At 53.1% G+C, this 15,890-nt stretch carries 11 protein-coding genes; 8 read left to right on the forward strand and 3 right to left on the reverse strand.

What is annotated here, in order from left to right:
- Positions 1 to 40: 40 nt before the first annotated feature.
- Positions 41 to 2,911, reverse strand: coding sequence for a PVC-type heme-binding CxxCH protein (locus HNV11_RS13370; protein WP_171740139.1), 2,871 nt, complete (start codon positions 2,909 to 2,911; stop codon positions 41 to 43).
- A gap of 53 nt (positions 2,912 to 2,964) precedes the next feature.
- The gene (locus HNV11_RS13375) at positions 2,965 to 3,654 is read right to left on the reverse strand and encodes a 3-keto-disaccharide hydrolase (RefSeq protein WP_171740140.1); all 690 of its coding nucleotides are present in this window, start codon (positions 3,652 to 3,654) and stop codon (positions 2,965 to 2,967) included.
- A gap of 275 nt (positions 3,655 to 3,929) precedes the next feature.
- Here HNV11_RS13375 and HNV11_RS13380 point away from each other — a divergent pair, with 275 nt between their 5' ends.
- From HNV11_RS13380 to HNV11_RS13415, 8 genes are all read left to right on the forward strand, one after another.
- A complete protein-coding gene (locus tag HNV11_RS13380) occupies positions 3,930 to 5,030 on the forward strand; it encodes a carboxylate-amine ligase (RefSeq protein ID WP_171740141.1) in 1,101 nt (366 codons plus the stop codon).
- A gap of 48 nt (positions 5,031 to 5,078) precedes the next feature.
- Positions 5,079 to 5,915, forward strand: coding sequence for a type 1 glutamine amidotransferase (locus HNV11_RS13385; protein WP_171740142.1), 837 nt, complete (start codon positions 5,079 to 5,081; stop codon positions 5,913 to 5,915).
- 47 nt (positions 5,916 to 5,962) lie between these two features.
- Positions 5,963 to 7,159 (forward strand): hypothetical protein, encoded by a 1,197-nt coding sequence (locus tag HNV11_RS13390; RefSeq protein WP_171740143.1) that lies wholly within the window; start codon positions 5,963 to 5,965, stop codon positions 7,157 to 7,159.
- A gap of 41 nt (positions 7,160 to 7,200) precedes the next feature.
- Complete coding sequence (locus HNV11_RS13395; RefSeq protein WP_171740144.1) at positions 7,201 to 8,406, forward strand: aspartate aminotransferase family protein; 1,206 nt, start codon at positions 7,201 to 7,203, stop codon at positions 8,404 to 8,406.
- 558 nt (positions 8,407 to 8,964) lie between these two features.
- The gene (locus HNV11_RS13400; RefSeq protein WP_240163423.1) at positions 8,965 to 9,834 is read left to right on the forward strand and encodes a hypothetical protein; all 870 of its coding nucleotides are present in this window, start codon (positions 8,965 to 8,967) and stop codon (positions 9,832 to 9,834) included.
- Positions 9,835 to 9,936: 102 nt separating this feature from the next.
- Positions 9,937 to 10,269: a tellurite resistance TerB family protein gene (locus tag HNV11_RS13405; protein ID WP_240163425.1), complete on the forward strand. Its 333-nt coding sequence runs from the start codon at positions 9,937 to 9,939 to the stop codon at positions 10,267 to 10,269.
- 123 nt (positions 10,270 to 10,392) lie between these two features.
- The gene (locus HNV11_RS13410; RefSeq protein WP_171740146.1) at positions 10,393 to 11,076 is read left to right on the forward strand and encodes an MCP four helix bundle domain-containing protein; all 684 of its coding nucleotides are present in this window, start codon (positions 10,393 to 10,395) and stop codon (positions 11,074 to 11,076) included.
- Between the two features lie 334 nt (positions 11,077 to 11,410).
- On the forward strand, positions 11,411 to 14,110 hold the full coding sequence (locus tag HNV11_RS13415) for an outer membrane beta-barrel family protein (RefSeq protein ID WP_171740147.1): 2,700 nt from the start codon (positions 11,411 to 11,413) through the stop codon (positions 14,108 to 14,110).
- Between the two features lie 145 nt (positions 14,111 to 14,255).
- On the opposite strand, the gene HNV11_RS13420 is transcribed toward HNV11_RS13415, so the two are convergent.
- A complete protein-coding gene (locus HNV11_RS13420) occupies positions 14,256 to 15,842 on the reverse strand; it encodes an acyl-CoA carboxylase subunit beta (RefSeq protein ID WP_171740148.1) in 1,587 nt (528 codons plus the stop codon).
- Positions 15,843 to 15,890 lie beyond the last annotated feature (48 nt).

Here is a 15,890-nt window from a genome sequence, read left to right on the forward strand (position 1 = left end):
GTGTGTTCATACCAGACACATTAAAGGTTAGTCCCGACTCTTACTCGCCCAGCGCCTTCGCCAGCGCCATCTGCACGTCATGATCCTCAGGCGAGTGTCCCCGTTTGCCAACCCGCTCGTTCAGCTCTTTCAGCAGATTTTTAGCATCGTCGGTGCCAATGGCCGCGATACGCTGGATAGTGTAGGGCAGGTGCTTCGGCATTTTTGATTTCTGTGCTAAGGCCAGTGCCCGTTTCATGTCGATGGTAGCCAGGGGCTCGCTGGCGTACCAGAGCATGAGGGGCAGATTATGGTCGTCTTTATCCTCAACTTTCTGCACGAGTGCATCCAGGACGTCCCACCGCTGGCCGGGTTCCAGTCGAAGCATGGCCGACGTCAGGTACATCCGGACAAGCGCCGACTTGTCAGTCTGGGCCAGTGCGGCAAACCGCTTCAGGGTTTCCGGCGAAACGGCTTTGTCTTCGGCCAGCAGTTGAATAGCCCAGCTTCTGACGTATTCATTGTCGCTGGCCAGCAGGTCGGTCAGTTCTTTTTCCGAGAGTCCTTTCGTTACGTGCAGTGTCCAGAGCGCGCGGAGTTTGCGGGTTGCATCCGGGTTCTTCGCCAGGATTTCTTTCAGGGCTTTATGCACCTTTTTGCTGGGTCCGCGCTCCTGCAACAGCAACCGGGCCTGACGCACGTACCATTCATTCGGGTTCAGGTGGTAGTTCACCAGTTCCATATCCGACGCGTTGGCCAGATCTACCGGTGTCCATTTGTCATTCTCGTGACTGATCTTAAAAATCCGGCCCATCGTTTTGTCGTGGACGTCCGGGTTCGAGCTATGGCACTGGTTTTTATCGTACCAGTCAATCGCCCATACCGAGCCGCTGGGGTCGTACTTCATATTCAGCCATTGCGACCAGGAGTCGTTCATGGCCATGAAATCCGGTTTGTGCGTCACCAGGTAGCCCGACCCTTCCCGAACCGGATGATCGTGGTTCAGCTTGGCCCCGTTGATATTATTCATGAAAATATCATTACGGTACTCCTGCGGCCAGCTATTACCCAGGTAGATCATCGCTCCCGAATGGGCATGCCCACCACCCGCCGAAGCCGACCGGAAATTACCGGCATGCGGCCCTCGTTCGCCTACCCAGTGGACGTGGTCGGCATGGGTTTTGATGTCATCGTAGGTATAGGGGTTAAAATGCTTACCGGCCTGCCGCTGGTAGCGCCCCCCCTGGATCATGTGGTACATGTGCGGAATCACGCAGGCCGTAATGAAGGCATGGCCGTAATCATTGAAATCAAGTCCCCAGGGGTTGCTGGTGCCTTCGGCGAATAGCTCGAACTGATGCGTCGTTGGGTGATACCGCCAGACGCCCGCGTTCAGTCTGGTCCGCTCCGAATCGGGAGCGCCCGGTTTGCCGACGTTCGAATTGGTAAATACACCGTGGTTGCCATACAGCCAGCCATCCGGTCCCCAACGTAAGCTATTCAGGGTTTCGTGAGTATCCTGCGTACCCCAGCCGTCGAGGAGTTTCTGGGGCGCTCCGGTCGGCTTATCGGTTTTGAAATCGGCAGGGATGAACAGCAGATACGGGGCTGCACCGAGCCAGACGCCACCCATGCCGACCTCAATGCCGCTTACGAGATTCAGACCCTCCGCAAAAACTTTACGTTTGTCCAGCGTACCATCGCCGTTGGTATCTTCGAAAATAAGAATGCGGTCGCGCCCCTGCCCTTCCGGTGCCGGAACGGGATACGTATGCCCTTCAACCACCCAGAGCCGACCGCGCCAGTCGATGGTAAAACAGATCGGGCGAATAACATCCGGCTCAGCGGCTGCAAGTGTAATCTTAAAACCCTTCGGTGGGGTCATCGCCTGGGCCGCTTTGATGCCCGAAAGGCCCGCATTGAGCACGGGGTCGAGCGGGGGCAGGATAATGATGTCTTTTTGCTTCAGTTCGTTCGGGAACGTAGGGCGCGTGGCGTAAAAGCGAAAGTCATCGAAGTTGATGTGCGCCCATTTGTCATTGGGGATGTAGGGAATCTGCGAAATCCCCGTCTCGTTATCAATGATCCGGATGAAAATTTCCTGATTCAGGTACGGCTGCAGATCGACAACGACCGGCTGAAGGGTAGCCCGGCCTTGTCCGGTGCTGTGAAAAATAACCTTGTTGGTTCCAGCCTGCACCAGTTCGACCCGCGTATCCTGCAAGGCCCCGCCCGACACGTTAAATGCAGCAAACGGCTGGGTTACGGCAAACGGTACCGAGGTTAAGCTGCCCGTCAGTTTGTAATTGGTCGTGCCTCCGCTGCTCAGGAAATGTTTCCCCTCAAAGCCGATGTGCATGTCTTTTTCGTGAACCGGCGACGGATCATCCTGTGAGAAAAGCGGGCTGGTAAACGCATCGCCGGTCGCTGTCCAGTCCTTCAGGCTACCCGTTTCGAAATTCAGGTTTACCGGCTGACCATTCTTCATGGGTAGTTGGCCGGCAACCGTCGCATTGGAAATAACGCCCTCGACCACTTCAAAGCTGCCCACCATACCGGCCGCCCGGTGCCCCGGCACGGTGCAGAAGTACGTATCGCTTTTATCGGCGGTAAACGTAATGCTCGTTCGGGCTCCCTTTTCCTGAAGCGTCTTGCTTTTCAGTCCGAGTTTTTCCAGGGCAATGTCGTGCGTCATCTGCTCGCCATCAGTAATGGTGATACGCACCCGGTCGCCTTTGTTGGCTTTCAGGACAGGGTTACGGGCACCATCTTTCGAAAAATAGCCCAGCATGGTCGCTTCCAGGGCGTAATCGCGGTCGACCGTTACGGTGTCCCGCCCGGATTTCACTTTGGAAACCTGCCCCAGACAGTCCGTTTCAGGCAGCAATAAAACGACAGAAAAGAAAGGTATGAGCAAACAGGACTTGTTCATAGAATCAGTCGCAATTGCGGAAGTTAAGGATAGGAATAAACTGGGGCAGGGCGTTACAGTTCCGATATGGTCAGGTCTCTGAACTCCACCTGAGCAACTCCACCGCTGTGAATCTGAACGGCAATAACTCCTTTTTGCGGAATCCGGCTGTCCTGCTCGGTGTAGTCACAGGTTTTTACCCCGTTGATATACAGTTCATGACGGTTGCCTTTGCAGCGAATGATGTAGCTGTTCCAGCCATCTTCTTTCAGGATGCGTTTAAGAACGCTCAGATCACCACCAGCGAGTTTGCCACGCCGGTGTTCATCGTAAATATCGCCCCAGTACCCATTGCCAATATCGGCCTGATAACCAACTATTTTACCGCCTTCCAGGATGGATCGGTACTGAATTCCGCTGTTAATCATGCCCGTTGCCGGATCGCCCGACAACCGGAACAGGCAACGAAATTCAAAATTGCCGTAGTCTTTCAGCGTATGCAGATACGTATTCTCCGGTATTTTTTTCAGCCCGTCACCGCTGCGGATAACGCTGTCTTTAACGAACCACAGTTTCTCATGGGACGGATCAACGGTCTTCCAGCCGGTCAGGGTTCTTCCGTCAAATAAAGACTCAGTTTTTCCAGCCAGTTGGGCAAAAGCCGGCGCACTGCAGCCCATTTGAATCCACAAGAAGACAGACAGCACTAAAAACCGCTTCGATACACCTGACCCAGCGAGGACGTCGTGCCAGTTACATTTCATTCCCGTACAGGTTTAGGTAAACGCTCCGTATCTAAAGCACAGAATCCGGGAAAATCTCCTTGTTGAGCCTTATCTAAATAACTCTTGAGCCTTACTTTACAGCCGCAATCGGGTCGCGCTACTTTACGCATTTACAAAACCCTGAGGCTCAAATCCGTCAGGATTTGTTTTTCTGAAAACCCTTAGCCCACCCGTCAGGTTTTTGAAAAAAAGGTATCTTACCTCTCAGTTTGTTCAACCTGTACAAACACGTACTTTTCTAACCCAACGCACCAATGCCCGTATTTACGCTCGGAATCGAAGAGGAATTTCAGACAATAGACCCCAACTCCGGCGAACTGCGTTCGCACATGTCGAAGATTGTTGACGGCGGTAAAATCATCCTTCAGGAGCGCGTTAAAGAAGAAATGCACCAGGCGGTCGTCGAAGTGGGCACTAACATCTGCCGGAATATACAGGATGCCCGCCATGAGGTTACCTACCTCCGCAAAATGATCATCGACCTGGCGGCTCAGCAGGATCTGAAGATAGCAGCCGCTGGCACGCATCCCTTCTCGGACTGGCAGACCCAGCTTATTACGCCCAACGAGCGGTATGACCAGCTCATCACCGAAATGCGTGACGTGGCGCGTTCCAACCTGATTTTCGGCCTGCACGTTCACGTAGGCATCGAGAACCGGAACGAGGGTATCCAGATTATGAATGCCGTCCGGTATTTTCTGCCGCACGTTTACGCCCTTTCAACCAATTCGCCATTCTGGCGGGGACGTAATACGGGCTTCAAATCGTACCGCTCGAAGGTGTTCGACAAGTTTCCCCGCACGGGTATTCCCGACTTCTTTGCGTCGGCCGCCGAGTACGACGAGTATATCAGTCTACTTGTTAAAACGGGCTGCATCGACAACGGTAAGAAAATCTGGTGGGACATCCGGCTGCATCCCTTCTTCAACACAATCGAGTTCCGCATCTGCGACGTGCCCATGCGCGTTGACGAGACTATCTGCCTGGCCGCCATTATGCAGGCGCTGGTAGCTAAGATTTATAAATTACACCAGCAGAACCTCAATTTCCGGCCCTACCGGCGCATTCTCATCAATGAGAATAAATGGCGGGCAGCCCGCTACGGCATTGAGGGTAAACTCATTGATTTTGGCAAACAGGCCGAAGTGCCAACGCATGAGCTTATTCACGAACTGCTCAATTTTATCGACGACGTAGTGGACGAACTGGGTAGCCGTGCCGAATGTGAATATGCCCTCAAAATCCTTGACATGGGCACCGGCGCCGACCGCCAGCTGGCCGCTTTTCAGGAACACAATGATCTGAAACGCCTTGTGGATTATATAGTTGAGGAAACTTCTTTCGGAATCGGGTAGTTATCTTCTGAACGGTCATCAACACTTCATTTACCGTAACTGACACCTATGAGTTTAGTAAAAATTGCCGTTCTGGATATGAACAACAACCATGCGAACGAAGGCATGCGTTGTATTTTGCAGCTGATCCGGAACGTACAGGGTAACGACCATGCCGAACTGGCCTTTGACGTTTTTAACGTTCGCGCCGGCAACGAGATTCCTGGATTAGCGTATGATGTATATATCTCGTCAGGAGGTCCGGGCAGTCCGCTGGCGTCCGACGAACCCTGGGAGCAGCCTTATTTTAAGCTGATTGACCAGCTTTTTGACTGGAATCGCCATAACGAGCGTAAAAAATTCGTTTTCCTGATCTGTCATTCGTTTCAGCTGGTGACGCGGCATCTGAAACTCGGTGAACTGAGCCGGCGTAAATCAACATCGTTCGGTATTTTCCCGATTCATAAGACCGACGACGGCCACTTTGATGCGGTGCTGAAACCGCTGCCGGACCCGTTCTACGCCGTGGACTCACGCGACTATCAGGTTACCGAACCGGATCTGGAACGAATGGAAGAGATGGGTGCGCGGATTCTTTGTCTGGAGAAAATCCGGCCGCATGTTGATCTGCCCCGGGCAGTCATGGCGATTCGCTTCTCCGACGAGATTGTAGGGACGCAGTTCCACCCCGAGGCCGACAACGAGGGGATGCTGCGCTATTTTCTGACCGACGAGAAACGCAATCAGATCGTAACAAATTTCGGGCAGGACAAATACGACGACATGGTTGCTTACCTGCAGGACCCCGACAAGATTGCCCTGACCGAGTCGGTGATCCTGCCCGGTTTTCTTCGGCAGGCCATTCGTTCATTGTCGCCCGCAAGAGAATATATCCGACAGGCTTAACCGGAATCTTGGTATTCTGGTTAAGCCTGTACTCCATTTCGATTCTTATGCTCCAGCCTGTCCGCCAAGCCTACAACCACGCTTTCAGCCCGGAACTTTACCGGAGCTTTCTCGACAAAATTGAAGCTGACTTTCCCGGTCAGCTGGATTTTCGTATAGCCGAAACGCCGGTTTTTGTCCCGAAACGCCTGACCGATAAATTGCTGGCAGCCTGCGGGGATATTGTCTCGGTTCTTACGCGCGACGATTTTAAGTCGTTGACGGATAAGGCGATTCCGGACGAACTGCGGGTCCCGAACGAAGACGCGCATACGCAGTTTCTGGCGATTGATTTCGCCGTCTGTACCGATGAGTCTGACGAGCTAACCCCGCAGTTGATCGAGCTCCAGGGATTTCCGTCGCTATACGGTTTTCAGCCTTACGTTGCCGATCAGTTCCGCGCTCATTTCCCGATACCGAGCGATCTATCGCATCTGTTTAACGTGGATAACAACGCCGACTACCTGGAGAAGATGCGTCAGTTACTCGTAGGGGATTGCAATCCGGAAGAAGTGATTCTGCTGGAGATTTATCCCGAAAAGCAGAAAACCCGCATTGACTTTACGCTGACCGAACAGTATACAGGCGTTGCACCGGTTTGCTTGACTAAAATTCGGAAAAACGGCCGGCAGTTGTTTTACGAAAAGGACGGTCGCCAGATTCCCATTAAGCGAATTTACAACCGCTTGATTTTCGATGATCTTCGTCACTTTCCGGATCTGCAAACCGATTTTAAGCTGACCGACGACGTTGATGTTGAGTGGGTAGGGCATCCGAACTGGTTCTTCCGCATCAGTAAATACACACTGCCTTTACTGAAAAGCCCTTACGTTCCCGACAGCTTTTTCCTGTCGGATTTAGACGAATATCCCGGCGATCTGGACAATTACGTTCTGAAACCGCTGTTTTCGTTTGCGGGTAGTGGCGTCAAACTCCACATCGCCCCCGCCGACCTCGACGAGATCCCGGCCGAGCAACGAAATGGGTATCTGCTTCAGCGTAAGGTTAAGTACGAACCCGTCATTCAATCGCCCGATGGCCTGGTCAAATGCGAAATCCGAATGCTGTTCATCTGGCCGAAGGAAGACGCTCAGCCGACGCTCATCACAAACCTTAGCCGACTGAGCCGGGGCGAGATGATCGGCGTTAATTTCAACAAAAATAAAGATTGGGTTGGCGGGAGCGTCTGCTTCTTCGAGAAGTAGTGACGTGGTTTCTGTACGCCAACGCGCAATAGTTCTGGCTTATGCATTCGGTTACGCACCGGCAATTGTTTTTTCAGCACGTCGCACAAACTTCCGAGTTTCCCTTAGCCCTGGAAATCGAGCGGGCCGAAGGCATTTATCTCTACGGCACCGACAGTTTCTCGGCGGGTGATAAGCGATATATCGACTTAATTTCGGGTATTGGCGTCAGTAACGTGGGGCATCGTCACCCGCGGGTGCTACAGGCCATTCAGGCCCAGCTGGACAAGTATCTGCACCTGATGGTGTATGGCGAATACGTGCAGACGCCCCAGACGCAGCTTGCCCACGCGCTGGCTCAGACCCTACCGCCTGGCCTGGACAACGTGTATTTTACCAACTCCGGCACCGAAGCCATCGAGGGCGCGATGAAGCTGGCTAAACGCTATACCGGCCGCAGCGAATTCATTAGCTGCTTTAATGCCTACCACGGCGCTACGCAGGGCGCTTTATCGCTTTCCGGCGACGAGAATTTTAAACAGAACTACCGGCCGCTGCTGCCGGACGTTCGGCATATTCGACACGGCGCGTGGGAAGATATTTCGAAGATCAGCGCCCGCACCGCAGCCGTCGTAATTGAGGTAGTAGCCGGCGAAGCGGGAATCCGAGTACCCGACGCGGCATATCTACAGGCCGTTCGCCAGCGCTGTACCGACATGGGCGCACTGCTGATCTTCGACGAAATTCAAACGGGTTTCGGGCGGACCGGCACCTTCTGGGCGTTCGAAGGGTTTGGCGTCCAGCCCGACGTACTGGTCTGCGCCAAAGGCATGGGGGGCGGTATGCCCATTGGGGCGTTTATTAGTTCGGCGGAGGTGATGAGCGTGTTTAAGAACAACCCCATTCTGGGTCATATCACGACCTTCGGCGGGCATCCGGTTTCGTGCGCGGCCTCACTGGCAACCCTCCACGTTATCCAGCAGGAAAAACTGCACGAACAGGCCGAGGCCAAAGGAGAGTTATTCCGGCAATTGCTCAACCATCCGGCCATTCGGGAGGTACGCGGCAGAGGGCTGATGCTGGCGGCCGAGTTCGACTCGTTCGACACACTCAAGCCTGTCATCGACCGCGCCATTACGCAGGGCGTTATCACCGACTGGTTCCTGTTCTGCAATAATTCGATGCGTATCGCCCCGCCCTTAATCATCACTGAAGAGCAGATTCGGGAAGCCTGCGCCGTGATTCTGGACGCTATTGATGCCACGTAGCAACGGCATTTTCTTCAGAGAAAGAATTCGCTTTGCAGAATAATTACGCTTTCAGGCACCAATAAATCAGGCCAGAACGTAATTGAAGAGTTTTATTACCTACCCGAGGCTGTTCTAAAACAGAATAGACAGTTACAGCTCTCTGCAGTGCCCGCTGGCTGCTCATTAACGTAAGCATCGTTTACAAGCACCTGCTGCCGTTTCATTTCCGCCCATAAACTGGCAAATAAGGTTGTGCCTATCAATAGTAGGTAACTGATTGGCAACCAGCAATCCGTATTAGCCCTCAACTCCTGATTATTATCTAGACTGGTCATAGCTTTACGGTTAAAACTTTACCCCTATTCTATATCAACACGTATAGAGAGCAAGCCTAAACTATAAAAGACAAATAGCTTGCTTTACTAAAAATACGATTGCAAATTTACAATTGCAAAAATACAGCCGTAAATTATGACATCCATTAGCTCTCAGCCGCGGTCTACAGATTCCTGGGAAGACATATGCTTTCCGGTTGAGCCTGTCTGGCTTGCCGACCTATTGCCGGATTACGAAATTATGGCAACGGATCGTCAGCAATTAGTTGTGGGCCAGCCGACTGGCGGCCGAAAGACTATTTACGGGATTCAGAGCGCCGATTATACGATTATCCCTAACCGGGTAATCCAGCAAGTTGTCGATAATTTACTAACTGATTATACGCTCCAGATTAAATACACAACCACGGGTGAATTCAGTATCAGTATTATTCTGCCCGATGCGCAGTCGGTGGGTGGCGAGTGGCTGCAACGCAGTTTGATTCTAACGAACAGTTACAACGGCAAAACTCCGTTCAGCATACAGGGTCAAACGCTTACTACACTCCTGGATACAACCTCCTCAATGGGCAGCAGTATGTACCGGGCCATCTGTCAGAATGGGTTGATGGGCTGGGCTGACTTATTCGATAATTTATCTGCTTATCAGCATTGGCTCGGCCAGCAGTCGGACGGAAGAAAAACACGAACTACTAAAAGTCAGTCGGGGGAGAGCCGATCAGCGCAGACTGGCCCGGCCATCCGCAAAATCCATCATAGCCGAATCACACTTGAGCTGTTTCAGCAGCGATTGCATGATTTGCTGGCCGATCACCTGCGGGCAACTCAAACGTTAACGACTACAGTTTATGACCACTTCCAGCAGACAGGAGTCGCCGGGGCGACTGAGGGGCTCCTGCGCACCCTACCTATTCCGGTTCAACTGGCTAAACAGGCGCAGGAACGATTACGGCTGGAAGAGCGTCTGCTGGGGTCACGTCCCTCCTACTGGCTGGTTTACAACGCGGTGAACTACGCCTTATTCACGGCCCGAAGCAGTCTTACGCTGAACGACCGATACCGGCTGGATGAACGTGTATTTCATCAGTTAGCAGCTTCTTCCTATGCCTGAACGTATCCTGAGCAGCCAAGTCATTGTTTCTTCTCACCCCATAAACAGAGCATCCGTATGGTTTCCAAGTCGAACTCACCCATGTATTCTCCTGACCTTTGTATGGGTTTAGGCAGTCTTGTTTATGCACTGTCCAAACTGGACGGCTCTCTGCAACGGGAAGAAATACAGACTGTCCGGGAGCTGTTCGCCAGCGACCCCCATGCCGATTTAGTCATTTACGCCTATTTTATTCGGGAAAACACGGGTGAATCGGTCGATGAGGCCTATGCGTTTGGTATGCGCCGGCTAATGGCTCAGCGGGTAGAACTAAACGAACAAACCAAAAAACGATTTGTCAGCATCCTGCGCCGGGTTGCCCGAGCCCACGAGGGTATCTCCCGTCAGGAACGAGCGTTTATCCGACGGTTCTGGCACGAGATTCGACACCTTTAAGTCGGTTGGGTCTGCCGGTAAATCACGGACATTCATCAACTGTTCAGATTTTTCAGGTTTGGCAGGCTTCAATCAGTATGCGGACGTTAAAATATAAACCCAACATGCTTTATCCAATACGTTATGAAAGTATCCTTTGGTATTCAGCAGAAAGTAAAAGCGTCCGGTTTGCTTTTGGGAATTATGCTCGTGCTTGTGCTTACTTCCCTGAGTATGAAGCAGGTTGTAAGGGATCTGGATCAGGTTGTCGCGTCAGTGTATGTAGACCGGCTGCAGCCTGCCGTAGATTTGGTGTATCTGAGCGAAAATTTACATGCCAAACGGCTCCTGCTGGATAGCTACCTGGCAGACCAGTCGACGGGGTCAGCATCCGTCCTGAAAGCTCAGTTAAAGCGTTACGATACGGGTAGCTCTCAATTAATTCATCAACTCGAGCGGACGAAACTTTCGGCCAGCGAAGCCAACTGGTTACGGACGTTCAAGGCCAATCGAAATCAGTATATCCGTCTGGAACATAATGTGCTGCATCTGGAAGCGAGTGGTCAACACCAGGCGGCTGTTCACCTCTTTAAAACACCCGGGGAGGAGTTATTCCACCAGGGCGTACTGGCCCTTCATGAGCTGGCGCACATTCAGGACCAGACCGGTCAGAACGAAGTAAAAGTAGCTCACCGCCAGGCTGCCGGTAGCTCCATCCACGCTACGTTGCTGCTGGCCGTTGCCCTAATTATCGGTCTGCTGCTGTTGAGTCTGATTCATACCGCAAAGCTGCCGGATCGAAAGCCTCAACCGTTCCATCTGAATTAAGGGGACGCCTGTCAACTGTTTCGCTCCCTGGCGTTCTGGTGCGTAACGCATACCGTATTCCACATCTTAACGAATAGAAATTCCGGATAGGAACGGCCTCCTGAATAGTCTTAGATCACCTGATTCATCGATTTAAAACGGTAAGACGAGACAGTGGTTAGCCTGACCAAAGTCCTCGCCAAGGTGGTTTTCATGACCCGGTTTTAAGCCTTTGCTTGAAAGTGTGGCCACGGATACTGAAGCGAACCGTCTGATTTATAAGCAAATTCTAAGGAAACAGAGCCCTCAAATATCGGTTAGGAAAGAATAGGGTTTCTATTTTTTCTGTTTACTAATGAAGTTTTCGTTCCTGCTTTGTACCGGTTCTATTATCTGTTTAAGTCTGAGCGCAGCCAGTGCCCAGCAGCCATCGGCTGCGAAGAATGGTCTGCTCCAGGCAATCGGTGTGCAGCCGGATACAACCCGCCCCGGTACCTCGACACTTGCGGATTCCACCCTACTGAACCCGACGAATCAATCGGATGCTCAGACCGCGCCCGGCCAGTCTTCCCCGGCCATCAACGGCCTCGATACGCCTTCAACCGCTACGGTACCGCAGCCCGCACCCGGCAACGCTGCTACCGATGACGATGAAGCCACTGCGCGGATAGGAACACTCAGCGGGCGGCTGGTCGCTACGCAGGATGGTAAAAAACTCCCCGTCGAGTTTGCCAGCATTGGCGTTTTCCGGGCCAGTGACTCCAGCTCCGTTACGGGCGGTCTGACCGATGAAAAAGGGTTTTTCTCCATTCCCAATCTAGTACCTGATACCTATTACGTCCTGGTTCAGAGCCTTGGGTATGCATCAAAGCAAATACCCCGGGTTACGATTGGGGCGGCTAACCCGGCTGTGAATCTGGGGAACATCGTTATTGCGCAGGCCACCCGGCAGTTGGCGGAAGTTGTTGTGCAGGGCCAGCGGCAGGCCTACGAATACTCGCTCGACCGAAAGATTGTCAACGTCGATCAGTTGCCGATTGCGCAGGGTGGTTCAGCGGTAGATATTCTGCAGAATGTACCGTCTGTTACGCTCGATGTGGATGGTACGCTCAGTCTGCGCGGCAGCAGCAACGTCATCGTTCTGGTAGACGGTAAACCATCGGGCCTGACGGGCCTCGACCGGCAGGCGGTGCTGGATCAGATTCCGGCCAGCAATATTGAGCGCATTGAGGTGATTACGAACCCTTCGTCCCGCTACGACGCCGATGGTGCCGCCGGAATTATTAACATCATTCTGAAGAAAGAACGCGCCCCCGGCTTTAATGGCACGGCTCAGGTTAATATCGGTACGCGCGACAAATACAATGCCTCGGTTAACTTGAACGCCCGGTTTAAAAAACTGAACGTATTCGGCAGTTATAACTTCCGGGCTGACCGGCGGTTTCAGTACCGGATCTCGGACCGCCAGAACTTGTTCGCCGATTCGGTCAGTTACCTGGCCCAACGTAACGATGCCATTCGTCGGCGGGTGAACAACAACCTGCGGCTCGGTTTCGACTACGCACTGTCGCCCCGCGACAACGTCAGCATATCGGCGCTGTACCGGCCTGAATACAGTTATGACTCGGAGGTAGAAACCTTCGATACGCAGGATGCCAGCCGCCGATCGCTGGGGCAAACGCTCCGTTTGAACGAAGAGCGTGAACCTGAACGTGGCCTGGATTATAAAGCCGGCTATCGCCGTACCTTTGGCAAGGAAGGCCGGGAGTTAACGGTCGATGGCACGCTCTCAACCAATCGTGGAATGGAACGGCAGGACTTTGTCAATACCACAACCCTGCCTGAAAACCTGCTGACGCCCAGCTTTCTGATTGGCCAGCAACGTGCACAAAACAGCCGCAACAACCGCATTATGGTGCTCCAGGCCGACTTCATTGAGCCGCTGAAACGCAGACAGCGACTCGAAACAGGGCTTAAATACACGTCGCGTCTGCTGGGTGCCGATTACGTCTTTGAAAACCTGCAGAACGGAAGCTGGGTCCTGAATACAGCAATCAGCAATAACTTTATTTATAATGAACGTACCAGCGCAGCCTATGTCAATTATGGCAACGAACTGAAGAAATTTAGCTACCAGGTAGGCCTGCGGACAGAACACACCCTGATCAACACCGATCAGCGGACAACCAACCAGCAGAATACCCGGCAGTATATTTACCTGTTTCCCAGCGCTTTTGTCAATTACAACCTTAGTCAGGCGCAGAAACTCCAGGTGAATTATACCCGGCGGATTAACCGCCCCTCGGTGCGTTCACTGAACCCGTTTATTGACTTACAGGACCCTCTGAACATTCGTTTTGGTAATCCGCTGCTCAATCCGGAACTGATCAATTCGTTTGAGCTGAGTCATCTCTGGACGGGCAAGACAACCGCTCTAACGTCGTCGCTGTTCTATCGGCAGACCAATAATGAAATTACCAGTTACCGCACCCTGCGCGAAGACGGCATAACGGAGCAAGCCCAGCTAAACCTGAACCGTTCGCAGAATTACGGACTGGAGATTGTGCTGGAGCAGGAAATTACCCGGTGGTGGAAAGCCAATGGCAACGTTACGTTCTTTCAGCGGTCTATTCAGGCCAGCGCCGACGTACCGGGTATTCTGACCCGAACTAACCGTAGCTGGACGGGCCGCCTGACCTCAACAATGCGCCCCGTGCGCGGAATGGCTATTCAGGTTGCCGTCAATTACCGTTCGCCGTTTCTGATTGCACAGGGTACGATTAACAGCTTTTTCAACGTCGATATTGGCGTAAAACAGGACGTGCTGAACGGGCGCGGCACGGTGAACCTGCGGGTGAGCGACATTTTCAACACGCTGCAATTCCGGAGCGATACGTTTGGCCCGAACTTTCAGGCAACCAGCCTGGGCAAGCGTGAAAGCCGGATTGGGCTCATTGGCTTCAGCTACCGCCTGAGTCGCCAGAAAGCCCGCAGCCGCGATGATGACAATGAACGTCAGCCCGATAACTCAACGCTCGATCCGGACCTGAATTAAACCCGCTACTCCATCAGGGGAACAGGACGGATAATGTGCCGACGATCAGGGCCAGACTGAAGATGATCAGCAGACCAATCAGAACGGTTCGGAGCAAACTGCCGGACTTTTTTGGGGATGGATTTGCCATACAATCTATCTGGACTTATAACGGAATATTTCCGTGCTTTTTTCGAGGCAGTGTGGCTACCTTGTTTTCCAGCATTGTAAACGCCCGGATGAGTTTCTGGCGGGTCTGGTCGGGCATGATGACCTCGTCGATGTAGCCCCGGTGTGCGGCCCGGTACGGATTGGCAAATTTCTCGGTGTACTCCTGCACTTTCTCCTGCAGTTTTGCCTGTGGATCTTCAGCCTCAGCAATCTCCCGTTTGAAGATGATCTCGGCGGCTCCGCTGGCACCCATTACGGCAATCTCGGCCGATGGCCAGGCAAAGTTCATGTCGGCGCCGATATGCTTGGAATTCATGACGTCGTAGGCGCCACCGTAGGCCTTGCGGGTGATAACCGTTACGCGGGGTACCGTGGCCTCGCAGAACGCATATAGCAGCTTCGCCCCGTTCGTAATGATGCCGTTCCATTCCTGGTCGGTGCCGGGCAGAAACCCCGGCACGTCTTCCAGCACCAGCAAGGGTACGTTAAAGCTATCGCAGAACCGCACAAACCGGGCGGCTTTGGTGCTGGCGTGAATGTCGAGTACGCCCGCCAGAACAGCGGGCTGGTTACCTACCACGCCGATACTTCGTCCGGCAATGCGGGCAAAGCCAACGACAATATTTTCGGCAAAATTTTTGTGTACCTCCAGAAACGAACCCGCGTCCACTAGTTCCTCGATCACCTCCCGCATATCATACGGCTGGTTCGGATTGTCGGGGATTATGGTACTCAGAGTCGGGCGACCTTCCTCCGCCGGTTCATACGGGAGCATCGGCGGTTCATCCTCGCAGTTCTGCGGGATATAGCTGAGCAGTTTTTTGAGTTGCTGAATACAGGCCAGCTCATTTTCGCAGGCGAAGTGCGTTACGCCCGACTTAGTGCTATGGGTGCTGGCTCCGCCAAGTTCCTCAGCCGTTACGTTCTCGTGCGTAACGGTCTTGACTACGTTGGGACCCGTCACGAACATATAGCTCGTATGCTCAACCATGAAAATAAAGTCGGTGATGGCCGGACTGTACACTGCCCCACCCGCACAGGGCCCCATGATGGCCGAAAGCTGTGGAATTACGCCCGAAGCCCGCGTATTCCGGTAAAAAATGTCGGCGTAACCCGCCAGCGACAGAACCCCTTCCTGAATGCGGGCCCCGCCTGAATCGTTCAGACCAATGATGGGCGCGCCGTTCTGCATGGCCAGGTCCATCAGCTTGCAGATTTTTTCGGCATGCGTCTCCGACAGAGCACCCCCGAATACCGTAAAGTCCTGCGCAAACACATACACCAGTCGTCCCTCGACCGTGCCGTAACCCGTCACGACGCCGTCGCCGAGGTAATGCTCTTTGTCCAAACCGAAGTCGCGGGTGCGGTGCATGACAAACTTGCCGATTTCTTCAAAAGAGCCCTCATCAACCAGCAGCGCGATACGTTCACGAGCCGTTAGTTTTCCTTTGGCGTGCTGGGCGTCAATGCGTTTTTGGCCCCCGCCCAGTTCGGCTTCGGCGTTTTTCTGGGCAAGTAGCTGCGGCTTAGTCGGCTTGGTATTGGTAGCGGGCTGGGTATCCGGACGGGTTTCGGTCTGCATGAGTTGGTTTGTTGGCGTCAAGTGTGGGCAAAGTTAATTTTTCTTTAC

The organism is Spirosoma taeanense, from assembly GCF_013127955.1.
GTDB classification, from domain to species: Bacteria; Bacteroidota; Bacteroidia; order Cytophagales; family Spirosomataceae; genus Spirosoma; species Spirosoma taeanense.

Excerpts from the sequence above, each read along its gene's own strand:
- HNV11_RS13410 (WP_171740146.1), top strand. The coding sequence starts at position 10,393 with ATGAAAGTATCCTTTGGTATTCAGCAGAAAGTAAAAGCGTCCGGTTTG.
- HNV11_RS13380 (WP_171740141.1), top strand. The coding sequence starts at position 3,930 with ATGCCCGTATTTACGCTCGGAATCGAAGAGGAATTTCAGACAATAGAC.
- HNV11_RS13370 (WP_171740139.1), bottom strand. The coding sequence starts at position 2,911 with ATGAACAAGTCCTGTTTGCTCATACCTTTCTTTTCTGTCGTTTTATTG.
- HNV11_RS13400 (WP_240163423.1), top strand. The coding sequence starts at position 8,965 with ATGGCAACGGATCGTCAGCAATTAGTTGTGGGCCAGCCGACTGGCGGC.
- HNV11_RS13395 (WP_171740144.1), top strand. The coding sequence starts at position 7,201 with ATGCATTCGGTTACGCACCGGCAATTGTTTTTTCAGCACGTCGCACAA.
- HNV11_RS13390 (WP_171740143.1), top strand. The coding sequence starts at position 5,963 with ATGCTCCAGCCTGTCCGCCAAGCCTACAACCACGCTTTCAGCCCGGAA.
- HNV11_RS13415 (WP_171740147.1), top strand. The coding sequence starts at position 11,411 with ATGAAGTTTTCGTTCCTGCTTTGTACCGGTTCTATTATCTGTTTAAGT.
- HNV11_RS13405 (WP_240163425.1), top strand. The coding sequence starts at position 9,937 with ATGGGTTTAGGCAGTCTTGTTTATGCACTGTCCAAACTGGACGGCTCT.
- HNV11_RS13385 (WP_171740142.1), top strand. The coding sequence starts at position 5,079 with ATGAGTTTAGTAAAAATTGCCGTTCTGGATATGAACAACAACCATGCG.
- HNV11_RS13420 (WP_171740148.1), bottom strand. The coding sequence starts at position 15,842 with ATGCAGACCGAAACCCGTCCGGATACCCAGCCCGCTACCAATACCAAG.
- HNV11_RS13375 (WP_171740140.1), bottom strand. The coding sequence starts at position 3,654 with ATGAAATGTAACTGGCACGACGTCCTCGCTGGGTCAGGTGTATCGAAG.